Consider the following 21,898-nt stretch of genomic DNA (forward strand, 5'->3'; position numbering starts at 1 on the left):
CACCGTGGATCGGCAGGTGGCGCGTCGGGCCACGGAGCCAGGCTGAAGCTGCGCCACCCTGTCCTTTGCCGGCTGCACACGTCCATACTTGCCCACAGCCAGCCATCCCGAAATTCTTCAAGCCATTGAATCAGATGCAAAATCGAGAGAAGACCCAAGCGCCTGGAAGCGCAGCGGAACACACCCCGCTGATGAAGCAGTTCTTCGCCGCCAAGTCCGAGTACCCGGACCTGCTGCTGTTCTTTCGCATGGGCGACTTCTATGAGCTGTTCTACGACGACGCGCGCAAGGCCGCGCGGTTGCTGGACATCACCCTGACCCAGCGCGGCAGTTCCGGCGGCGCGCCGATCCCGATGGCCGGGGTGCCGGTGCATGCGTACGAGGGCTATCTGGCGCGGCTGGTGGCGCTGGGCGAGTCGGTGGCGATCTGCGAGCAGATCGGCGATCCGGCGCTGGCCAAGGGCCTGGTCGAGCGCAAGGTGGTGCGCGTGGTCACGCCGGGCACGGTCACCGACGAGGCGCTGCTCGACGAGCGCCGCGACACCTTGCTGATGGCGATCGCGCGCAACAAGCATGGCTACGGCCTGGCCTGGGCCGATCTGGCCGGCGGCCGCTTCCTGGTCAACGAGGTCGACAGCGAGGACGCGCTGGAAGCGGAACTGGCGCGGCTGGAACCGGCCGAGCTGCTGGTGCCCGACGAGGACCAGTGGCCGGAATTCCTGCGCGAGCGGCGCGGCGTGCGCCGCCGCGCGCCGTGGCTGTTCGACGCCGACAGCGGCCGCCGCCAGTTGCTCAACTTCTTCCAGCTGCACGACCTCAGCGGCTTCGGCATCGACGACAAGCCGCGCGCCACTGCCGCCGCCGGCGCGCTGCTCGGCTACGTGGAGGAAACGCAGAAGCAACGCCTGCCGCACCTGACCGCGATCGCGATGGAGACCGCCAGCGAGGCGATCGCGATGAACGCCGCCACGCGCCGCCACCTGGAGCTGGACACGCGGGTGGACGGCGACACCCGCAACACCTTGCTCGGCGTGCTCGACAGCACGGTCACGCCGATGGGAGGGCGCCTGCTGCGGCGCTGGCTGCACCGCCCGCTGCGCCTGCGCGAGGTGCTGGTACAGCGTCACCACGCGGTCGGCATGCTGATCGACCGCGGCGCGGATGCCGATCTGCGCGATGCGTTCCGCGCGCTCGGCGACATCGAACGCATCCTCACCCGGGTGGCGCTGCGCTCGGCGCGGCCGCGCGATTTCTCCACGCTGCGCGACGGCCTGGGCCTGCTGCCGGCGGTGCGCACGATCCTGGCGCCGCTGGATTCGCCGCGACTGGCCGCGCTGGCCGCGGAACTGGGCCAGCACGACGAGATCGCGCACCTGCTGGCCTCGGCGATCGCCGAGCAGCCGCCGCTCAAGCTCAGCGACGGCGGCGTCATCGCCGCCGACTACGACGCCGAACTGGACGAACTGCGCCGGCTCAGCACCCATGCCGACCAGTTCCTGATCGACCTGGAAGCGCGCGAGCGCGCCAGCAGCGGCATCGCCACGCTCAAGGTCGGCTACAACCGCGTGCACGGCTACTACATCGAGATCAGCAAGGGCCAGGCGGAAAAAGCGCCGGTGCACTACACGCGGCGGCAGACGCTGACCAACGCCGAGCGCTACATCACCGAGGAACTGAAGAACTTCGAGGACAAGGTGCTGTCGGCGCGCGAGCGCTCGCTGTCGCGCGAGAAACTGTTGTACGAAGCCTTGCTGGACACGCTGGGCGATCGCCTGGAACCGCTCAAGCGCGCCGCCGCCGCGCTCAGCGAACTGGACGTGCTGGCCGGCTTCGCCGAACGCGCGCAGGCGCTGGACTGGGCGCAGCCGGAACTGGACACCGCGCCGTGCCTGCGCATCGAGCGCGGCCGCCACCCGGTGGTGGAAGCGGTGCGCGAGCAGCCGTTCGAACCCAACGACCTGGACCTGCACCCGGATCGGCGCATGCTGGTGATCACCGGCCCGAACATGGGCGGCAAGTCCACCTACATGCGCCAGAACGCGCTGATCGTGCTGCTGGCGCACATCGGCAGCTACGTGCCGGCCACGCGCGCGGTGATCGGCCCGATCGACCGCATCCTGACCCGCATCGGCGCCGGCGACGACCTGGCGCGCGGCCAGTCCACCTTCATGGTCGAGATGGCCGAGACCAGCTACATCCTGCACCACGCCAGCGCGCAGTCGCTGGTGCTGATGGACGAGATCGGCCGCGGCACCTCGACCTACGACGGCCTGGCCCTGGCCGACGCGGTGGCGCGTCACCTGGCGCATCACAACCGCTGCTACACCCTGTTCGCCACGCACTATTTCGAGCTGACCGCGCTGGCCGACGAATCGGTCGAAGGCGGCGCCAGCGGCATCGCCAACGTGCATCTGGACGCGGTCGAGCACGGCGACAAACTGGTGTTCATGCATGCGGTCAAGGACGGCCCGGCCAACCGCAGTTTCGGCCTGCAGGTGGCGGCGCTGGCCGGCTTGCCGAAGTCCACCGTCGCGCAGGCGCGACGGCGGCTGGCGGAACTGGAGCAGCGCGGCGGCGAGAGCCACGCTTCGCAGATGGCGCCGCAGGCGCTGGACGCGCCGCAGCAGTTCGGCCTGTTCGCGGCCACGCCCTCGGCCGCGCAGGAAGCGCTGGCGGCGCTGGACCCGGACGAGCTGACGCCCAAGCAGGCGCTGGAAGCGCTGTACCGGCTGAAGTCGCTGCTGTAGCGGCACGGCTTCAGCCCCTCTCCCATCGGGAGAGGGGTTGGGGTGAGGGTCCGGCGCGAAGCGACTTGTGGAGTCTAGATACACGAGGCTGCGCCCGTACCCTCATCCGCCTCTACGGGGCACCTTTCTCCCCAAAAGAGGGCCATGGTCCCGATGGGAGAAGGGAACAACCGCTAACCCCTCTCCCGCCGGGAGAGGGGTTGGGGTGAGGGTACGGCCGCGCAGCACACGCAACTGCTGCGGGCCGTATTCCGCTAGGCGGCCGGCGCCGCGCGCGCCGGCATGTCCGGATTGGGATGCGCCGCGACCAATGCGTCGTCGATCGCCGCGGCACGCAATGCCGCCGGTCGCGCGCCATGCCGTTGTGCGAAGGCGGTGAATGCCGGACGCGCGTCGAGCATGCCGAAGCGCAGGTAGTACCCCAGCACCGACGCCGCATACAGGTCGGCCGCACTGAAGCGGTCGCCGGCCAGGTATTCGCGCCCCTCGACCGCCTGCTCCAGCGTGCGCAGCAGATCGGCCTCGCTGCCGTAACCGGCACTGCGCGCCGGCGCCAGCGCCCCGGCCTGCTTGGCGGTCAACAGCGACTCGACCGGGCCGGCCAGGAACGCCAGCCAGCGGTAGTAGTCGGCGCGTGCCGGCGATCCCGGCGGCGGCGCCAGTTGCCGCTCCGGCACCAGGTCGGCCAGGTAGGCGCAGATCGCCGCGTTCTCGGTGACCACAGCGTCGCCGTGGCGCAGCGCCGGGACCTTGCCCATCGGGTTGATCGCCAGGTACTCCGGTGCCTTCATCGTGGTGCCGTAGTCGAGGATGACGTCCTCGTAAGGCAGGCCGGTTTCCTCCAGCATCCAGCGGGCGACGCGGCCGCGCGACAGGGGGTGGGTGTAGAACACGAGCTTGGTGGACATGGGCAGACTTCCGTGGTGGACAGCCTGCAGTCTGGCCCTGCCCTGCTGACAGGTACTGTCAGTAGTCCGCGCCGTAGCCGGTGGCCGCGCGCCAGCGCTTGATCAGCAGGTGCCGGCGCGAGGGATAGCGCTCGCCATCGTCGGCCAGGGCCAGCACCCGGTCGGCGCGGAAATGGCGGAAGTCGCGGCGCAGTTCGCACCACGCGGCAATCATGCCGTAGCCGCCGAGGAAGGCCATCGCGAACGGCCAGATCAGCCGTTGCGAGGCCGTCCCGCCCGCATCGGCGTAGTCCATCCGCAACACGTGTTCGAGCCGGATGCCACGGCGCAGCACCGGCAACCAGGGCGCCAGCGGTTGCGTGCCGTCGGACGCGGGCACCAGCAGCCCGCTGGTCTCGATCGACAAGCGCAGGTTGCCGGGCAGCGTGGAGGTGATCCGCGCCACCGCGCGCTGCGCCGCCTGCGCCAGTTCCGGATCGGCCTGACGCGCCACCCAGCGCGCGCCCAGGGTCAGCGCCTCCAGTTCGTCCTCGCTGAAATTCAGCGCCGGCAGCAGGAAGCCCGGACGCAGCACGTAGCCGACGCCAGGGTCGCCGAGGATGTCGGCACCTTGCGCGCGCAGGGTCGCGATGTCGCGGTACAGCGTGCGCAGGCTGATGCCCAGCGCGGCGGCGAGCTGGGCACCGGCCACCGGCCGGCGGCGGCCGCGCAGGGCGTCGAGCAGATGCAGCAGGCGGGTCGCGCGGATGGTCATCGCGACAGGATAGTGATCTTTGCCGCGTGCGGAGCGGGATCCTGCGCGCGCGCCTTGCGACGCATCCGACGAACGCGCCGCCAGCCATCGACCGGTCCGACCACACGCCGGCGCGCAGACGGCTGGCGTGGTCGATCGGCTCGCGCGTGGCTGTAGCCCGCCCGAAACACGCGCGCCTATACTCGTGCAGCCGGCGCCTGCACAGACCGGTGACGCGATTGGATAGCCGCGCGTGCGGACGCGCCCCAGGGACAAGGAAGCAGAGGAACGCATGTCGATACGCCAGGACGCCACGGTACCCACATGGACGCGGCCGGACGCGGCGCTAACGTGCGCCGCCTTCCGCACTCGTGCCGGCGCCGGACACGGCGACGGTATCCGATCCAACCGCATCGGCAGGCACTAAGGAGCCTCGCGTGGAGATCTACCTGTTCGTGATTGGCGTCATCGTCGGCGCCTTGCTGCTGCACGTCTTCAGACACGCCGGAGCGGCCGCTCCGCGCACGCCGCACTCCGCATCCGACACCGAACCGGAGCCGCAGCAGGCCGCGCCTGAACCACCGGCCGGGGACACGCCGGCCCAGCACCTGCAACGGCTGCGCCAGCAGGTGGAAGCGCTGGACGATCAGATCCAGAGTCCGGCCGACCTGCTGCGGATCCCGCAGTTCCAGCAAGGGGTGACGCTGCTGGCAAGCCTGGAGTTCTCCGACCAGGCGGTGATCGAAGCGCTCGGCAGCCCCGGCTACGCGCTGCCGTCGATGGCCGCGGTGGCCCTGCCACGCCGCCGCCGCAGCGATCCGGACGCGGTGCTGGAACTGCTGCCGCATCTGGGCTCGTATCCGCTCAACTTCGTGCTCGACTACCTGCAGGCGCTGCCGGACGCGGACCATCTGCATGTCCTGCTGCGCCAGGCGCGCGACTGGTGGTGGGGCTTCGTGCCGTTCCGGCAGCGCCTGCGCGACTACCTGCACTGGGCCGCGGGCAAGGCGCCGGCGGACCGCGCGGTGCAGTTCGATGGACTGGACGACGATGCGCTGGCCAAGCTGGCCGACACGCTGGGCCAGTTCAAGGAACCGGTGCTGGAGCCGTTCCTGCAACGCTTGCAGGACGCGCGCCGCGCGCACCGCGAGCAGCGCGTGCTGGGCGGTTTCGGCCGGGTCGTCGCCACGCTGCCGCCGCGCCTGCGCCTGCGCCATCCCGCGCTGGACGCAGCGCTGCAGCGCGCCTACGAACAGCTGGTGGCCACGCCGCCGCAACCGGTGCTGCTGGTCGGCGAACACGGCGTCGGCAAGAGCGTGCTGATCGATCTGCTCAGCGAACGCCTGCTGGCCGAAGGCTGGCGCGTGTTCGAGGCGTCGGCGGCCGAGATCCTCGCCGGGCAGAGCTACATCGGCGAACTGGAAGGCCGCATCCGCGAGATGCTGGCGGTGCTGCATCGCGAACGCGCGCTGTGGCGCGCGCCGGATTTCTACGACCTGCTGCACAAGGGTTCGCACTCGCGCGATCCGCGCGGCATCCTCGACCTAGTGCTGCCGGCGCTGGAGCGCGGCGAACTGCGCCTGATCGGCGAGATCACGCCGCGGCAACTGGCGCAGTTGCAGGTGGCACGCCCGGCGACGCGCTCGCGCTTCGAAGTGGTCACGCTGGCGCCGGCCGCGCCCGCCGCCCTGGCGCAGATCGGCCAGCAGTGGGCGCAGGCGCAGCGGCAGGCGCTGCAGGCGGAGGTGATCGACGCGCGCGCCCTGGCCGAGGCCGAGCGCATGGCCGCGCAGTATTTCCCCGAGCAACACGAGCCGGGGCGGCTGCTGCAGCTGCTGGACGAGACCCTGCAGGCCGCCACCGGCGGCGAGGCGCCGCGCCTGCCGCTCGACGACGATGCGTTGCTGCAGGCCGTGGCCAAGCGCAGCGGCCTGCCGCTGGAGGTGATCGACGATCGCCAGCGGCTGGAACTGGACGCGCTGCGTCGCTTCTTCCGCCAGCGCGTGCTCGGCCAGGACGAGGCGGTGGAGACCCTGCTCGACCGCATTGCCATGCTCAAGGCCGGGCTGATCGACAGCCATCGCCCGATCGGCGTGTTCCTGTTCGCCGGCCCCACCGGCACCGGCAAGACCGAACTGGCCAAGGCGCTGGGCGAGCTGCTGTTCGGCACCCCCGAGCGCCTGCTGCGCCTGGACATGAGCGAATTCCAGGGCGAGGACGCGCTGGCGCGGCTCACCGGCGACGACAGCGCCGGTCAGCGCACGCTGATCGCGCGGATCCGCGAACAGCCGTTCTCGGTGGTGCTGCTGGACGAGTTCGAGAAGGCCCACCCCAAGGTCTGGGACCTGTTCCTGCAGGTGTTCGACGACGCGCGGCTGAGCGATCGCAACGGCAACACCGCCGACTTCCGCCACAGCATCATCATCCTGACCAGCAACGTCGGCGCCACCCTCGCCCGCGGCGCCGGCCCCGGCTTCGCCACCGTCGCCGGCGGCTATTCGCGCAGTGCGGTGGAGAAGGCAGTGTACGAGACCTTCCGCCGCGAGTTCATCAACCGGCTCGATCGGGTGGTGCTGTTCAATCCACTGGACCGCGCGCTGATGCGCGAGATCCTGCACAAGGAACTGGACCGCACGCTGACCCGGCGTGGCCTGCGCAACCGCGCCTGGGCGGTGGAATGGGAACCGTCGGCGATCGAATTCCTGCTCGATCGCGGCTTCACCCCGGACCTGGGCGCGCGCCCGCTGCGCCGCGCGATCGAACAGCATCTGCTCGCGCCGCTGGCGCGCAGCATCGTCGAACAGCGCGCGCCGGAAGGCGACCAGTTCCTGTTCGTGCGCGGCGCCGGCGATCGCCTGGACGTGCGTTTCATCGCCCCCGACGCACCCGCGCCGGCACCCGCACCGGGCGCCGACGCCGATCCGGCAGCGCCGGCCGACCTGCGCGACATCGTCTATGCGCCCAGCGCCAGCGACGCGGTGCTGCCGCGCCTGGATGCGGCCCTGCACCTCCTGCACCAGACGCATGCCGCGAGCGCGTGGCGGCTGGCCCGCGAGGCGGACTTCGCCGGCATGGGCGAAGCCGACTTCTGGTCGCAGCCCGGCCGCTTCCAGGTGCTGGACCGGATCGAACGCCGCGACCGCATCGAGAGCGCGCTGGACAGCGCCGTGCGCATGCGCGCGCGGCTGCACGGCGCGCAGCGCGACGGCGAGTTCGTCGCGCGCCTGGCGCAACTGCTGTGGCTGCTGCAACTGGCCAGCGATGCGCTGCAGGAGCAACGCGCGCAGGACGCGCTGCTGGACCTGCGTATCGGCGCCAGCGAATTGCACCGCCATCCCGCCGACGCGCGGTGCTGGTGGCAGCAACTGCTGCAGATGTATCTGGCCTGGGCCGCGCAACGCAACATGCGGGTGGAAGTACTGCTGCAGGATCCCGAACAGGGCCGGGCCTGGCTGGCGATCGCCGGCTTCGGCGCGCTGGACCTGCTGCTGCCGGAAACCGGCCTGCACGTGCAGGAACAGGACGCCGACGAACCGGCGCTGCGCCGGCTCACGGCGCAGGTCCGGGTCGTGCCTGACCTGCCCGGACAGGCCCGGCGGGCGCCGGACATCGACGAGGAACTGCGCGTGTGCCGACGCTATCGCATCGCCCCGGCACCGCTGGTGCGCGACAGCGTGCGCGGTTGGCGCAGCGGCCGGCTGGAGCGCGTGCTGGGCGGCGATTTCGATGTGATGCCCAACGCCTGAACCGCGCGGTCGCAGCTGCGCACGCCCTTCCCAGACAGCGTGCACGGCATGCCGCACGCTCGGCACGACGCCGGGTTTCCGATTGCCACACGCTATCGGATCGGTTCAATCAATCAATTTTATAAAGAAAGCGGCGGTCGATAGTCTGCACCTACTGAACCCCAGACCGGGCAGCCACACTCCAGCGCGCCGCTTGCCTCTCCTGCCTGCGCCGACACCCACAGCCGCAAACCGCTTTCCACATCCATCTCTATCCCCGGCAACCGCCCGCCCCACCGGGTGTGCCCCTTGCGCACGTACGAAGGTCCAGACCGATGAACACCGAAGCCAAATGCCCGTTCCACAGCGCCGCCAGCAGCGGCACCACCAACAAGGATTGGTGGCCGCAGCAATTGCGCGTGGACCTGCTCAGCCAGCATTCGTCCAAATCCAACCCGCTGGGCGAGGCGTTCGATTACGCCAAGGCCTTCAACGGTCTCGACCTGAAGGCGCTGAAGCAGGACCTGCATGCGCTGATGACCGAGTCGCAGGACTGGTGGCCGGCCGACTTCGGCCACTACGGCCCGCTGTTCGTGCGCATGGCCTGGCATAGCGCCGGCACCTACCGCACCGGCGACGGCCGTGGCGGCGGTGGTCGCGGCCAGCAGCGCTTCGCACCGCTCAACAGCTGGCCGGACAACGTGAGCCTGGACAAGGCGCGGCGCCTGCTGTGGCCGATCAAGCAGAAGTACGGGCAGGCCATCTCCTGGGCCGACCTGCTGATCCTCACCGGCAACGTCGCGCTGGAATCGATGGGCTTCAAGACCTTCGGTTTCGCCGGCGGCCGCGAAGACACCTGGGAGCCGGACCAGGACGTGTACTGGGGCCGCGAGACCACCTGGCTGGGCGGCGACGTGCGCTATGCGCACGGCTCCGAAGGCGTGGAGAAGGCCGGCGGCGTGCTGGTGTCCGACGACGACGCCGATGGCGACGTGCACACGCGCAACCTGGAAAACCCGCTGGCCGCGGTGCAGATGGGGCTGATCTACGTCAATCCGGAAGGCCCGGACGGCAACCCCGATCCGCTGCTCGCCGCCAAGGACATCCGCGACACCTTCGCGCGCATGGCGATGAACGACGAGGAGACGGTCGCGCTGATCGCCGGCGGCCATACCTTCGGCAAGACCCATGGCGCCGGCCCGGCCGACCACGTCGGCGCCGAGCCGGAGGGCAGCGACCTGGAAGCGCAGGGCCTGGGCTGGCACAACAGCTTCGGCAGCGGCAAGGGCGGCGACACCATCACCAGCGGCCTGGAGGTCACCTGGACCACCACCCCCGCGCAGTGGGGCCACGATTTCTTCGAGCACCTGTTCAAGTTCGAGTGGGAGCTGAGCAAGAGCCCGGCCGGCGCGCACCAGTGGGTGGCGAAGAACGCGCAGGCGCTGATCCCCGACGCGCACGATCCGTCGAAGACGCACCTGCCGACCATGCTCACCACCGACCTGGCGCTGCGCTTCGATCCGGCCTACGCCGCGATCTCGCGCCGTTTCCTGGAGCACCCGGAGCAGTTCGCCGACGCCTTCGCCCGCGCCTGGTTCAAGCTGACCCACCGCGACATGGGCCCGCGCGCGCGCTACCTCGGCCCGGACGTGCCCGCCGAAGTGCTGCTCTGGCAGGACCCGATCCCCGCGCTGGACCACGCGCTGGTCGATGCGCAGGACATCGCCGCGCTGAAGCATCGCATTCTCGACTCCGGTTTGAGCGTCGCGCAGTTGGTCTCGACCGCGTGGGCGTCGGCCTCCACCTTCCGCGGCTCGGACAAGCGCGGCGGCGCCAACGGCGCGCGCATCCGCCTGGCGCCGCAGAAGGACTGGGAAACGAACCAGCCCGAGCAGCTGGCGCAGGTGCTGGCCACGCTGGAAGACATCCAGGCGCAGTTCAACCGCGCCCAGACCGGCGGCAAGAAGATCTCGCTGGCCGACCTGATCGTGCTGGGCGGCGCCGCCGCGGTCGAACAGGCGGCGAAGAACGCCGGGCAGACGCTGAGCGTGCCGTTCGCGCCGGGACGCATGGACGCGGCGCAGGAACAGACCGACGTCGACGCGTTCGCGGTGCTGGAACCGGCGGCCGACGGCTTCCGCAACTACAGCAAGCGCCGCTACGCGGTGCCGGCCGAGGCGCTGCTGATCGACAAGGCGCAGCTGCTGACCCTGACCGCGCCGGAGATGACCGTGCTGGTCGGCGGGCTGCGCGTGCTCGGCGCCAACGTCGGGCAGTCGGCGCATGGCGTGTTCACTAAGCGCCGGGACACGTTGAGCAACGACTTCTTCGTCCATCTGCTGGACATGCGCACGGCATGGACGGCCACGTCCCCGGCCCGCGACGTGTTCGAAGGCCGCGACCGCGCCACCGGCGCGCTGCTGTGGACCGCCACCCGCGCCGACCTGGTGTTCGGCTCCAACTCAATCCTGCGTGCGCTGGCCGAGGTGTATGCGGGCGCAGACGCGCAGCAGAAGTTCGTGCAGGACTTCGTCGCCGCGTGGAGCAAGGTGATGGAGCTGGACCGTTTCGATCTTGCAGCGTGAGGTCGATGCCTGCCCAGTGCATTGGGCAGGCTGCTGATCGGTCGAGCTTGCCAAGATGATCTGAGGCAGGTCGGCAGAGACTGCTTCTGCGCTTTGTGACACGCGAAAAACGTCCTGGCTTGCCGGGGCGTTTTTGCGTGAGCGTCGTGGCATGGATATCCCGACGGTAAGACTGATGCGAAGCTGGATTGTGGAAGTGATTCGGGATGGCCTCAAACCACCTGTCCCGACACTCTCCGACCCCGATCGGTTCACCGCTTCGTTCGTCGCGGCTGAAGCCGCTCCTACAGGGTCTTGCGCGTGCTGGCTGGGTGCATGGTAAGAAGGACTTCAGTCCCGACACGTTCCAACGCCGACAGTCTCACTGCTTCGTTCGTCGCGACTGAAGTCGCTCCCACAGGGGATTTGCGATGCGCCGACTGGATGCACTGTAGGAGGGGCTTCAGCCCCGACTCTGCCCAAAGCCATTACTCCACCGCCTCGCTTTCCGCGCCCGAAGTCACTTCCATGGCGCAACCGGCGAGCGAAGAGCACGCTGGCTTGTTGTGGGAGGGACTGCAGTCCCGACTGCATGCTGATCGGAAGCTCATCGCTTCGCTCGTCGCGACTGAAGTCGCTTCTACCGAGGCTCTCCTGCACGACGGAGCTGCGCGGCTTTTGTGGGAGGGACTTCAGTCCCGACTGCAGGGTGCCGCTGCGTGCGCCTACAGCGCGTCCAGATCGCCCAGGGCGCGGATCAGACGCCGCGCGCGCTTGTCCGGCTTGCCGTCGGGGGCCTGGTAGCCGTTGCGTTCGGCGCTGCGTTGCGCGCGCTGTTGCGCGCGCCGTTCGCGCGAGGCCTCGCTTTCCTGGTACAGCGTCTGCGCGACGCTGGCCGGGCCGCGGTTGTCGCTGAGCGCCAGCACCTGGATCTCGAACACCTCTTCGCCGCGCTCCACGCGCAACTGCTCGCCCACGCGCACCGCGCGCGAGGATTTCGGGCGCTGCCCAGCCACGTCGACCTTGCCGGTTTCCACCGCTTGCTTGGCCAGGCTGCGGGTCTTGAAGAAGCGTGCGGCCCACAGCCAGACGTCCAGCCTGACCACACTCGGTTGCGCTAGCGGTTCATTCATCGTGCTTACGGGCATCCATCTGTATCTGTCGTTCGTCGGGTCGCTCGCCGGATCACTGCAGCGACGGCGGCGGATGGCAGTGCTGCGGCGCTGGCTGGCCGCCAGGCCGTCGGCGCGCGACGCGAGTGCGCTGGCGTCCTCGCCGACCAGGCAATCCAGGCGTTCGCCCGGCCGCAGGTCGGCTTCGTCCCAACGCGCGTTGTCGGCGCACCGGCCACTGCCAATGCCAACGCGCTGCATCCGATCCACTGCAGATTGCGGCGCGGGGGTCGCATTGCAAGCCTCCGAGACGCGGTCGGTGTCGACGGCACCTGCGCCCAGGCCTGCACATCCACCACCAGTCCAGGGATCTGCATCCACGCCTACCAGTCTAAGATCTTCGCGGCCGCGCCACATCTGCCACGCGTCGCCTCCCCCAGCCTCGTGCGCAAGTGCTAGTGTGCGCGGCTTCCCGCCCCCCTGCAGGCATGCGATGCCCAAGTCCGCCGCGCTCACCGAAGGCCCGATCGGCCGGCAGTTGCTGCTGTTCGCGCTGCCGATCCTGGCCGGCAACATCGCGCAGTCGCTCAATGGCTCGGTCAATGCGATCTGGGTCGGGCGCTACCTCGGCGAGGCGGCGGCGACCGCGGCGGCCAACGCCAACAGCATCATGTTCTTCCTGATCGGCTCGGTGTTCGGCATCGGCATGGCCGCCACCATCCTGATCGGCCAGGCGATGGGCCGCGGCGACGTGGTCCAGGCGCGGCGGGTGCTGGGCACCAGCGCCACCTTCTTCATCGGCATCTCGGTGCTGATCGCGGCCAGCGGCTGGTGGCTGGCGCGGCACCTGCTGGCGGCGATGGGCACGCCGGCCGCCTCGTTGCCGCTGGCCGAGGCCTACCTGCGGGTGATCTTCCTGGCGATGCCGCTGCTGTACGCGTTCGCGTTCCTGTCGGCGGCGCTGCGCGGCGCCGGCGACTCGCGCACGCCGTTCCGCTTCCTGCTGCTGGCGGTGGTGCTGGACATCGGCTTCAATCCGCTGCTGCTGTTCGGGTTGGGGCCGTTTCCGAAGCTGGGCATCGCCGGCGCCGCCTGGGCCACGCTGATCGCCCAGGCCATCGCCCTGGCCGGCCTGTTGCTGTACCTGCGGCACAAGCGCCATGTGCTGTGGCTGGGCCGGCAGGACGCGCGGCTGTTCCGCATCGACCCGACGATCCTGCGCGCGCTGGTGGTCAAGGGCGTGCCGATGGGCCTGCAGATGGTGCTGATCTCGCTGGCGATGATCGTGATGATCTCGATGGTCAACGGCTACGGCACCGATACCGCGGCCGCCTACGGCGCGGCGATGCAGCTGTGGACCTACGTGCAGATGCCGGCGATGGCGATCGGCGCGGCCTGTTCGTCGATGGCCGCGCAGAACGTCGGCGCGCAGCGCTGGGACCGGGTCGCGGCGACCGCGCGGCAGGGCGTGCTGTTCAACTTCCTGCTGACCGGCGCGCTGATCGCGCCGCTGATCCTGCTCGACCGCTGGACCCTGGCGCTGTTCCTGCCGCCGCTCAGCCCAGCGCTGGAGATCGCGCGCCACCTCAACCACATCGCGGTGTGGTCGTTCCTGTTCTTCGGCGTGACCTTCGTGATCTCCGGCGTGGTCCGCGCCACCGGCGCGGTGCTCCCGCCGCTGCTGATCCTGGCGCTGGCGCTGTGGGGCATCCGTGTGCCGTTCGCGCACCTGCTGCAACCGCAGTTCGGCGCCGACGCGGTGTGGTGGAGCTTCCCGACCAGTTCGGTCTGCGCGATGGCGTTGTCGCTGGCCTATTACCGCTGGGGCAACTGGCGCAAGGCGCAGATGCTGAGCCAGCCGCGCCCGGAGGAAATGGCGCACCCCGCGGAAGTGCCCGCGGCGCCGCCGGCGGCGGTCGCCGATGTGCCGATCGCGCAGGATCCGGCGCGCTGAGCGCTGGCAGTCGCGTTTCGGTCCAGGCGACATCGCCTGTGGATGCATCTTCAGTCGCGGCAGGCCTTCTCGGTAAAGCACGTCGCGACTGAAGTCGCTCCCACATACAGCCTGCGGCAACGCCGGGAAAGCGCTCTCGCTCGCCTCGGCCGAAGCGGCATCGAAGAATGCGGTCGGCGCTGGAGCTCGACGCTCTAGCCGCGCGGATGGTCCGCGGCTTCGCTCGGTCGCGGTTGAAACCGCTCCTACAGGGACTTGCGGCGAGCTGGCTGGGGGCACTGCATGAGGGGCTTCAGCCCCGACCGGAACCTCCAGCCTAATGTCCAGCGCAAGCACGGCACACCGAGCGCGGCGCAGCCACCGCGAAATCACGGCATCCGGTCCCACAAACGCAAACGGCCGCCCGAAGGCGGCCGTTGCGGCAGCGACCGAAGTCGCCGGGGTGTTACTCGGCCTTGGCGGCGGCCGCAGCGGCCTGGCGCGCGACCTTGGCCTGCGCAGCGGCGGCCAGATCTTCCTTGATGCGGGCGGCCTTGCCTTCCAGGCCACGCAGGTAGTACAGCTTGCCGGCGCGGACCTTGCCGCGGCGCTTCACTTCGACCGAGTCGATGATGGCGCTGTGGCTCTGGAACACGCGCTCCACGCCGAAGCCGTGGGAGATCTTGCGCACGGTGAACGAGGAGTTCAGGCCGGCGTTCTTGGTGCCGATCACCACGCCTTCGTAGGCCTGGACGCGCTCGCGGTTGCCTTCCTTCACCTTGACGTTGACGACGATGGTGTCGCCCTGGTTGAACTCCGGCAGCTTGCGCTGGATCTGGGCGGCTTCGAAGTCGGCCAGGATGGTCTTGTTGAGCTTGCTCATGGTGGGCACCGCTTGTGTCTGGTGAGGTGGTCCGGCAGTCGCCGCACGGCGATTGCGCGATATACGGATGGGCCGAGCGCAGATGGCTAGGCCGGAAAGCCGGGCATTTTAACCCAGTCGTGCCGCCGTGGCTAGGGCTTGGACGGATTTTCCTGCACGGGCGCCGGATCGGCCCGCAGGCCCTGGCGGAATTCCTCCAGCAGGCGGCGGTCGGCCGCGCTCAGCGCCGCCTCGTCCAGCAGCTCCGGGCGCCGCAGCCAGGTCCGACCCAGCGCCTGCATGCGCCGCCAGCGCGCGATCGCGGCGTGGTTGCCGGAGCGCAGGATGGCCGGCACCTCGCCCAGCGCGTGCTCGCGCGGGTGGGTGTAGTGCGGGCAGTCGAGCAGGCCGTCCGGGCCTTCGAAGCTGTCCTGGGCGGCGGACTCGGCATCGTTCAGCGCGCCCTCCTGCAGCCGGGTGACCGCATCGACCAGCACCGCCGCGGCCAGTTCGCCGCCGGACAGCACGTAGTCGCCGATCGAGATCTCCTCGTCCACCGCGGCGGCGACGAAGCGCTCGTCCACCCCCTCGTAGCGCCCGCACAGCAGCACCAGCCGCGGCAGCGCCGCCAGCTGGCGCGCCTTGGCCTGGGTCAGCGGCACGCCCTGCGGGCTCAGGTAGATCACCGGCGCCGGCTGCGGATCGGCGTCGCGCACCGCCTGCAGGCAGGCCTGCAGCGGCTCGATCATCATCACCATGCCCGGGCCGCCGCCGAACGGGCGGTCGTCCACCTTGCGGTAGCCGCCCGTGGCGTAATCGCGCGGGTTCCAGCCGTGCAGGGCCAGCAGCGCGCGTTCCTGCGCACGACCGACCACGCCGAACGCGGCGCACTGGGCGACGAATTCGGGGAACAGGCTGATGACGTCGATGCGCATTGGGGCGGGGATTGGGGAGTCGGGATTGGGGATTGGTCAGAGCAACTGCGCCATAGCAGGCGCATGCGCGCCTGCTCTGCTCAGAACTCGGGGTCCCAGTCGACTACGATCAGGTTGGCGTCGAAATCCACCGACTTGACGTAGTCCGGCTGCACGAACGGCAGCAGCCGCTCGCGGTCGCCGCGCACCACCAGCACGTCGTTGGCGCCGTTGGAGAACAGGTGCGAGACCTGCCCCAGGGCCACGCCGTCGACGGTGCGCACGTCCAGGCCTTCCAGGTCCACCCAGTAGTATTCGTCGGGCTTGGGCGGCGGCAGGGTGTCGCGCGCCACGTAGATCTCGGTGCCGCGCAGCGCCTCGACCGCATCGCGATCGGTGACGTCGGGCAAGGTGACGACGAGATGTTTGCTGGATTCGCGGCCGCGCACGCCGCTGAGGCTGCTTTCGCTGCCGTCGGGCTTGCGCACGATCCAGGGCTGATAGCGAAAAATGGCGAGGCGCGGCTCGGTCCACGACTCGAGCTTGGCCTCGCCACGTACGCCGAAGGCGCCCAGGATCCTGCCCAGCAGGATGCGGCGCTGGCTGTCTTTCATAGGTGCAGAAAACCGAAGGGCCGCGCCGGTGGCGCGGCCCGCAGGATCAGGCCGCGGTGGCCTGGGCCTTGGTCGCTTCGCGATACAGGTTGCGCACCTTGTCGGTCAGCTGCGCGCCGTTGGAGACCCAATGGTCCACGCGCGGCAGGTCGAGCACGATGCGCGGCTCGGCGCCCTGCGCGACCGGGTTGTAGTAGCCCAGGCGCTCGATGTTGCGGCCGTCGCGCGCGCTGCGCACGTCGGTGACGATGATGTGGTAGAAGGGGCGCTTCTTGGCGCCGCCACGGGTAAGGCGAATCTTGACCATGGTTGAGTTTCCGGTGTTGCCCAGTCGCCAGGATGGCGCGGTAAGCCGACGATTATAGCGGGCGTCCGGAACGCTGCCAAGTCGTCCCCCGCGCCATCAGATCGCTTGCCAGGGCTGGGTCTCGGCGGCTTCGTTCAGCATCCGCAACAACTCGGCGGCCGGCCGCAGCGCCTGCCCGTCGATGGCGGCCAGGGCCTGCTGGCCGCGCGAATTGCAGGCGAACACGGCGTAGTCCCCGGCCAGCAATTCCTGCAGCTGCAGCGGCCGCAGCCGTTGCGCGACGCCGAGCGCGGCCAGGCCGGCCTGCAGCAGCCGCTCCTGGGTGCCGCGCAAGGCCGGCGCCTGCGGCCACACCACGCCCTGACCATCCCATGCGCCCAGGTTCCAGATCGAGCCCTCGGCGACCAGGCCCTGCGCGTCGACGAACAGCGCATCGTCGAAGCCGGCCTGCAAGGCCAGCCGGCGCTGGTGGAACAGAGCGAAGCTGCCGGCGTGCTTGATCTGCGGCAGCTCGCGCGCGAACGCCACGCTGCGCACCCGCAGCGGCGTGGCGTCCGGCAGCGCGGGCGCGGCCAGCGATACCAGCAGCTCCGGCGTACACGCCGCATCGGCGCGACGGACATCGAAATCGCGCGCGAACACGCTGACCCGCAGCGACGCATCGCCGCTGCCGAACGCGGCCAGCGCCGCACGCAGCTCGGCACGCACGCGCTCTGCCGGCAGCTCGCTGCCGAACAGCGTGCGCGTGGCGGCGTCGAGCCGCTGCAGATGCAGGTCGAACCCGCGCACCGCGCCGGCGCGGACCTGCATCGTGCTGAAGTGGCCGTAGTTGACCAGCGCCGGCACGGCCAGCGTGGCGGCGCTCGCCGGCCGGCCGTCGCAGAACAGCTGCGCGCTCACAGCAGCGCCTGCGCCTGATCCCACCAGGTCCCGACCAATGCCGCCGCCGGCTGCGCCGGCGCCATCCACGCCGACTGCCCGGCCCAGGCCTGCATCGCCGCCAGCCGGTCTTCGCGCGCGGCGGCCTGACGCATCGGCGCGGTCAGCCCGCGCTGCACCGGGTACGGGCGCGGTGGCGGCGCGGTCGGTGCGGCCGCGGCGCGCACGTAGTCGGTGGCCAGCCCGCGGCCGAGGCGGCCGGAAAAAGCGCGGGTCAACGTAGTCTGCTCCGGCTCGGTGCGCGCCAGCGCGTCGGCCCAGGCCGGCGCGAGCGCGGCCTCCGGCGTGCGCAGGAACGCGGTGCCGATCTGCACCGCGCTGGCGCCCAGGGTCAACGCGGCGGCGATGCCGCGGCCATCGGCGATGCCGCCAGCGGCGATCACCGGCACCTCGAGCCGGTCGGCCAGCCGCGGCAGCAGCGCGAACAGGCCGGTCAGCTGCCGCTCGGCGCGGGAGGCATCGAACGCGCCGCGGTGGCCGCCGGCCTCCGCGCCCTGCGCGACCACCGCATCGGCGCCGGCCGCCTGCGCCGCCAGCGCCTCGTCCAGGGTGGTGGCGCAGGCGAACCAGGCGATGCCGGCCTGCTTCAACTGCGCGACGAAGGCCGGCGGGAACAGGCCCATGATCGACGAGGCCACCGCCGGGCGCGCGGCGAGCACGGCGGCGCATTGCGCGGCGAAATCGGCCGGACCGGCGTCGCCGGCGGCGGCGTCGACCGGCGGCCCCCACTGCGCCAGAAAATCGCGCGTGGCGGCCTCGCCCGCGGCATCGCGCAGCGGCGGCGGATCGGGCACCCACAGGTTGACCTGCGCCGGCCCGGGACTGCCCTGACGGAACGCGTCCATCCAGTTACCGATGTCCGCGGCCGCCGACAGCACCGCGCCCATCGCGCCCATGCCGCCAGCCTGCGCGACCGCCACCGACAGCGGCACCGGGCAGGCGCCGGCCATCGGCGCCAGCAGGATCGGCGCGCGCAGGCCGAAGCGCTGGCAGAAGTCCGATGCCCGCGCGCGGGTCGCCGATGACTCCACCGAGCGCCTCACGTCAGGCCACCTGTTGCAGCAGTTGCATGATCCGCGGCCACTGCATCTGCTGCGCCAGGTCCAGCGCCGTGCGTCCCAGCGGGTTGCGCAGCGACGGGTCCGCGCCGTGCTGCAACAGCATCGCCACCGGCTGGTAGTTGCCGGCGAGCGCGTCGCGCTGCAGCAGCGTCCAGCCCTGCTCGTCGAGCATGTGCACCGCATCGGGACGGCCGCGCAGGTCTTCGTCGATGCGCGGACCCATGTTCTCGCTCATCGGGTGCTCGCGCAGCGACAGCGCTGCGGCATCGTCCCCGTCGCCATCGTTGCGGCCGAGCATGCCGGCGAACAGCCCGCGCTTGGGCGCCGGCACCAGCCGCACCTGCCCCGGCGTGCCGAATTCCAGGCCCCAGGCGGCGTCGTGCTCGGCGCGCTCGGCCGCCGCCATGCCGCGACGCATCGCGTCGATGGTATAGCCGCCATAGACCTTGCCGTCGATGACGTACATCCAGTCCTCCAGCTCCGCGACCGGCGCGGCGACCGCGGCGCCGGCCTGCAACGACGCGATGTGGTCCGGATCGTTGAGCAGTGTGCCGAAGACGGTGTCCCCGTCGAACTGCACGTCGCCGACCCACATGTGTTCGACCGGCGGCGCGTCGTGGCCGGCGGCATCGGTCGCGAACGCCAGCTTCACCGCCGCCATGTCCAGTCCCGGCACGATGCGCCGGTATTCCCAGGACATCTCGCGCCAGAAGAACTTGAAGGTACCGCGCGCGGCGACGTACGCCGCCTGCATCGCGGCGTCTTCGCCGCCCACGAAATAGGCCGAATCCTCACTCATCGCACTGGTTTCCTCGTTGAGAACAGATCGCCGTCGACGCGGCGCGGCGTAGCAACGGTTCACCACGACGCGCCGGGCGCAGGAGCGCAAGGCGCGACCGGGAGCGGAGCGCTGCGCGCATGCGCGCAGCAGGCCAGGCTCAGCGGAACGGCAAGCCGCCGCGGCCGCCCATGCCACCCATCATGCCCTTCATGCCGCGCATCAGACCCTTCATGCCGCCACCGGCCATCTTCGACATCATCTTTTCCATTTGCTGGTACTGCTTCATCAGCTTGTTGACGTCGGCCGGTTGGGTGCCGGAGCCGCGCGCGATGCGGGCGCGGCGCGAGCCGTTGAGCAGGGTCGGGTTGCGCCGCTCCTTCTTGGTCATCGAGCCGATGATCGCGATCATCCGCGGCACGTCCTTGTTGCCGGCGACCTGCTGCTTGAGGTGCTCGGGGATCTGGCCCATGCCCGGCAGCTTGTCCATCAGCCCGGAAATGCCGCCCATGTTCTGCATCTGCTCGAGCTGGTCGCGCATGTCGTTGAGGTCGAACTTCTTGCCCTTGGCGACCTTCTCGGCGAGCTTCTGCGCCTTGTCCTTGTCGACCTGGTGCTCGACCTGCTCGACCAGCGACAGCACGTCGCCCATGTCCAGGATGCGGCTGGCCAGGCGGTCGGGATGGAACACGTCCAGGCCGTCGGGCTTCTCGCCCACGCCGATGAACTTGATCGGCTTGCCGGTGATGTAGCGCACGCTCAGCGCGGCGCCGCCGCGGGCGTCGCCGTCGGTCTTGGTCAGCACCACGCCGGTCAGCGGCAGCGCCTCGCTGAACGCCTTGGCGGTGTTGGCCGCGTCCTGGCCGGTCATCGCATCGACCACGAACAGGGTTTCGGCCGGGTTGATCGCGGCGTGCAGCGCCTTGATCTCGGTCATCATCGCCTCGTCGATGGCGAGGCGGCCGGCGGTATCGACCAGCAGCACGTCGACGAAGGACTTGCGCGCATCGGCGATTGCGGCACGGACGATGTCCACCGGCTGCTGCGATGCCTCGGACGGGAAGAACAGCACCCCGACCTGCTCGGCCAGGGTCTTCAGCTGCTCGATCGCCGCCGGACGGTAGACGTCGGCCGAGACCACCATCACCTTCTTCTTGCGCTTTTCCTTCAGGTGCTTGGCCAGCTTGCCGACCGTGGTGGTCTTGCCCGCGCCCTGCAGGCCGGCCATCAGCACGATCGCCGGCGCCGGCACGTTGAGGTTGAGGTCGCTGGCGGCCGAGCCCATCACCGTGGTCAGCTCGTCGCGCACGACCTTGATCAGCGCCTGGCCCGGGGTCAGGCTCTTGAGCACTTCCTGGCCGACCGCGCGCACCTTGATGCGCTCGATCAGCGCCTGCACCACCGGCAGCGCGACGTCGGCCTCGAGCAGCGCGATGCGCACTTCGCGGGTGGCTTCGCGGATGTTCTCCTCGGTCAGGCGGCCGCGGCCGCGCAGGCGCTGCATGGTGCCGGAGAGGCGTTGGGTGAGGGATTCGAACATGCGGGCGGGTCGCAGACGGGAAACGGTCGTCGATTATAGCCGCGCCGGCCGGCGATCCCGGAGACGGCGGCCCGCCCCGGCGCCGGCGCGCCAGGCCGGCGCCCGACCTGGCGCCACTGGCCGAAGGCGCCCTCTTCGTGACGCCGCTACCGCAGGCGCGCAGCGCACGCCGTGGACGCGGCGCCGGCAGGCGCGTCCGGCCAACCGGCCGCAAACACCAGCCCTGGCCCGATATGCGAAACTGGCGCGATGCTCCTGGTCCTCGTCGCCACCCTGCTGTACCTCACCGCCACCGGCCTGCTGGTCGGCTCGGTGGTGCGCGATCGGGTCGAGCGCAGCCGCGGCTGGCTGTGGGCGGCGTTGCCGGCGGTGGCGCTGCATGCCGGCTACCACGTGCAGGTGGCGCTGCACACCGCTGGCGGGCCGGACATGCACTTCTTCGCCGCGCTGTCGCTGGTCAGCCTGGGCATGGCGCTGATGACCGCACTGGTCGGCGCCAGCGGACGCATGGCGGCACTGGGCGTGGTGGTGTTCCCGCTGTCGGCGGCGCTGCTGCTGGCCTACCACTCGCACGGCCACGAACCGGCGCCGATGCTGGACTGGCGGCTGCAGCTGCATGCGTGGATGGCGCTGCTGGCCTACGCCACGCTGGGCATCGCCGCGCTGCTGGCGGTGATGCTGTGGCTGCAGGAGCGCGCGCTGCGGCGCCGCGACTTCCACCCGTGGCTGCGCGCGCTGCCGCCGCTGACCGCGCTGGAGACGCTGCTGTTCCGCACCATCGTGGTCGGCTTCATCCTGCTGACCTTGACCCTGCTGACCGGGGTGCTGTTCGTGCAGGATTTCCTGGCGCAGCGGCTGGTGCAGAAGACCGTGCTCAGCGTGCTGTCGTGGATCGTGTTCGGCGCGCTGCTGTTCGGCCGCTGGCGCTACGGCTGGCGCGGGATCAAGGCAGTGCACTGGACCCTGGCGGCGATGCTGTTGCTGCTGCTGGCGTTCTTCGGCAGCAAGTTCGTGATCGAACTGGTGCTCGGGCATCCGCAGTAACGATTGCGGGTTGGCCTTCGGGATGCCAATGCATCCCCTGTAGGAGCGGTTTCAGCCGCGACAGGCTCTATCCGGATAAATCCTGTCGCGGCTGAAGCCGCTCCTTGTATCTGGACA

16 protein-coding genes are annotated in these 21,898 nt (G+C 70.3%); 5 read left to right on the forward strand and 11 right to left on the reverse strand.

Annotated elements, in window-relative coordinates; translation table 11 throughout:
- Positions 1-134 precede the first annotated feature (134 nt).
- Positions 135-2,747, forward strand: coding sequence for a DNA mismatch repair protein MutS (mutS, locus tag VDQ83_RS15120; RefSeq protein ID WP_455435561.1), 2,613 nt, complete (start codon positions 135-137; stop codon positions 2,745-2,747).
- Between the two features lie 254 nt (positions 2,748-3,001).
- Here mutS and VDQ83_RS15125 read toward each other — a convergent pair whose 3' ends face one another.
- On the reverse strand, positions 3,002-3,655 hold the full coding sequence (locus VDQ83_RS15125; protein WP_455435562.1) for a glutathione S-transferase family protein: 654 nt from the start codon (positions 3,653-3,655) through the stop codon (positions 3,002-3,004).
- Positions 3,656-3,713: 58 nt separating this feature from the next.
- The gene (locus tag VDQ83_RS15130; RefSeq protein WP_455435563.1) at positions 3,714-4,409 is read right to left on the reverse strand and encodes a helix-turn-helix transcriptional regulator; all 696 of its coding nucleotides are present in this window, start codon (positions 4,407-4,409) and stop codon (positions 3,714-3,716) included.
- A 416-nt stretch (positions 4,410-4,825) separates the two neighbouring features.
- On the opposite strand from VDQ83_RS15130, the gene VDQ83_RS15135 reads away from it, so the two are divergent.
- Positions 4,826-8,134, forward strand: a complete 3,309-nt coding sequence (locus VDQ83_RS15135) for an AAA family ATPase (RefSeq protein ID WP_455435564.1) — start codon at positions 4,826-4,828, stop codon at positions 8,132-8,134.
- Between the two features lie 314 nt (positions 8,135-8,448).
- Positions 8,449-10,698: a catalase/peroxidase HPI gene (katG, locus tag VDQ83_RS15140; protein WP_455435565.1), complete on the forward strand. Its 2,250-nt coding sequence runs from the start codon at positions 8,449-8,451 to the stop codon at positions 10,696-10,698.
- 704 nt (positions 10,699-11,402) lie between these two features.
- Here the strand turns inward: katG and VDQ83_RS15145 are convergent.
- Positions 11,403-11,810 (reverse strand): RNA-binding S4 domain-containing protein, encoded by a 408-nt coding sequence (locus VDQ83_RS15145; protein ID WP_309912635.1) that lies wholly within the window; start codon positions 11,808-11,810, stop codon positions 11,403-11,405.
- 472 nt (positions 11,811-12,282) lie between these two features.
- Here VDQ83_RS15145 and VDQ83_RS15150 point away from each other — a divergent pair, with 472 nt between their 5' ends.
- Positions 12,283-13,743 (forward strand): MATE family efflux transporter, encoded by a 1,461-nt coding sequence (locus tag VDQ83_RS15150; protein WP_455435566.1) that lies wholly within the window; start codon positions 12,283-12,285, stop codon positions 13,741-13,743.
- A gap of 445 nt (positions 13,744-14,188) precedes the next feature.
- Here the strand turns inward: VDQ83_RS15150 and rplS are convergent, their stop codons facing one another.
- From rplS to ffh, 8 genes are all read right to left on the reverse strand, one after another.
- Positions 14,189-14,605, reverse strand: a complete 417-nt coding sequence (gene rplS / locus VDQ83_RS15155; protein ID WP_003470862.1) for a 50S ribosomal protein L19 — start codon at positions 14,603-14,605, stop codon at positions 14,189-14,191.
- A gap of 131 nt (positions 14,606-14,736) precedes the next feature.
- On the reverse strand, positions 14,737-15,519 hold the full coding sequence (gene trmD, locus VDQ83_RS15160) for a tRNA (guanosine(37)-N1)-methyltransferase TrmD (protein ID WP_455435567.1): 783 nt from the start codon (positions 15,517-15,519) through the stop codon (positions 14,737-14,739).
- Between the two features lie 80 nt (positions 15,520-15,599).
- Positions 15,600-16,112, reverse strand: coding sequence for a ribosome maturation factor RimM (gene rimM, locus VDQ83_RS15165; RefSeq protein ID WP_185813458.1), 513 nt, complete (start codon positions 16,110-16,112; stop codon positions 15,600-15,602).
- Positions 16,113-16,158: 46 nt separating this feature from the next.
- A complete protein-coding gene (gene rpsP / locus VDQ83_RS15170) occupies positions 16,159-16,419 on the reverse strand; it encodes a 30S ribosomal protein S16 (RefSeq protein WP_039005630.1) in 261 nt (86 codons plus the stop codon).
- A 96-nt stretch (positions 16,420-16,515) separates the two neighbouring features.
- Positions 16,516-17,319, reverse strand: a complete 804-nt coding sequence (locus VDQ83_RS15175) for an aminotransferase class IV family protein (protein WP_455435568.1) — start codon at positions 17,317-17,319, stop codon at positions 16,516-16,518.
- On the reverse strand, positions 17,316-18,389 hold the full coding sequence (locus VDQ83_RS15180; RefSeq protein WP_455435574.1) for an NAD(P)H-dependent flavin oxidoreductase: 1,074 nt from the start codon (positions 18,387-18,389) through the stop codon (positions 17,316-17,318). Before VDQ83_RS15180 ends, VDQ83_RS15175 begins: the two co-directional genes overlap by 4 nt.
- A gap of 13 nt (positions 18,390-18,402) precedes the next feature.
- Complete coding sequence (locus VDQ83_RS15185; protein WP_455435569.1) at positions 18,403-19,218, reverse strand: DUF2314 domain-containing protein; 816 nt, start codon at positions 19,216-19,218, stop codon at positions 18,403-18,405.
- Between the two features lie 139 nt (positions 19,219-19,357).
- Complete coding sequence (ffh, locus tag VDQ83_RS15190; RefSeq protein ID WP_009583057.1) at positions 19,358-20,737, reverse strand: signal recognition particle protein; 1,380 nt, start codon at positions 20,735-20,737, stop codon at positions 19,358-19,360.
- Between the two features lie 249 nt (positions 20,738-20,986).
- Between ffh and VDQ83_RS15195 the strand changes: the two genes are divergently transcribed.
- Positions 20,987-21,781 carry a cytochrome C assembly family protein gene (locus tag VDQ83_RS15195; RefSeq protein ID WP_263397681.1) on the forward strand — a complete coding sequence of 265 codons (795 nt, stop codon included), beginning with the start codon at positions 20,987-20,989 and terminating at the stop codon, positions 21,779-21,781.
- The last annotated feature ends 117 nt before the right edge of the window (positions 21,782-21,898 follow it).

The organism is Xanthomonas sp. WHRI 7945 (assembly GCF_035026585.1).

Bases quoted from the DNA above. Each gene is read 5' to 3' on its own strand.
- mutS (WP_455435561.1), top strand. From the start codon at position 135: ATGCAAAATCGAGAGAAGACCCAAGCGCCTGGAAGCGCAGCGGAACAC.
- VDQ83_RS15125 (WP_455435562.1), bottom strand. From the start codon at position 3,655: ATGTCCACCAAGCTCGTGTTCTACACCCACCCCCTGTCGCGCGGCCGC.
- VDQ83_RS15130 (WP_455435563.1), bottom strand. From the start codon at position 4,409: ATGACCATCCGCGCGACCCGCCTGCTGCATCTGCTCGACGCCCTGCGC.
- katG (WP_455435565.1), top strand. From the start codon at position 8,449: ATGAACACCGAAGCCAAATGCCCGTTCCACAGCGCCGCCAGCAGCGGC.
- VDQ83_RS15145 (WP_309912635.1), bottom strand. From the start codon at position 11,810: ATGAATGAACCGCTAGCGCAACCGAGTGTGGTCAGGCTGGACGTCTGG.
- VDQ83_RS15150 (WP_455435566.1), top strand. From the start codon at position 12,283: ATGCCCAAGTCCGCCGCGCTCACCGAAGGCCCGATCGGCCGGCAGTTG.
- rplS (WP_003470862.1), bottom strand. From the start codon at position 14,605: ATGAGCAAGCTCAACAAGACCATCCTGGCCGACTTCGAAGCCGCCCAG.
- trmD (WP_455435567.1), bottom strand. From the start codon at position 15,519: ATGCGCATCGACGTCATCAGCCTGTTCCCCGAATTCGTCGCCCAGTGC.
- rimM (WP_185813458.1), bottom strand. From the start codon at position 16,112: ATGAAAGACAGCCAGCGCCGCATCCTGCTGGGCAGGATCCTGGGCGCC.
- rpsP (WP_039005630.1), bottom strand. From the start codon at position 16,419: ATGGTCAAGATTCGCCTTACCCGTGGCGGCGCCAAGAAGCGCCCCTTC.
- VDQ83_RS15185 (WP_455435569.1), bottom strand. From the start codon at position 19,218: ATGAGTGAGGATTCGGCCTATTTCGTGGGCGGCGAAGACGCCGCGATG.
- ffh (WP_009583057.1), bottom strand. From the start codon at position 20,737: ATGTTCGAATCCCTCACCCAACGCCTCTCCGGCACCATGCAGCGCCTG.
- VDQ83_RS15195 (WP_263397681.1), top strand. From the start codon at position 20,987: ATGCTCCTGGTCCTCGTCGCCACCCTGCTGTACCTCACCGCCACCGGC.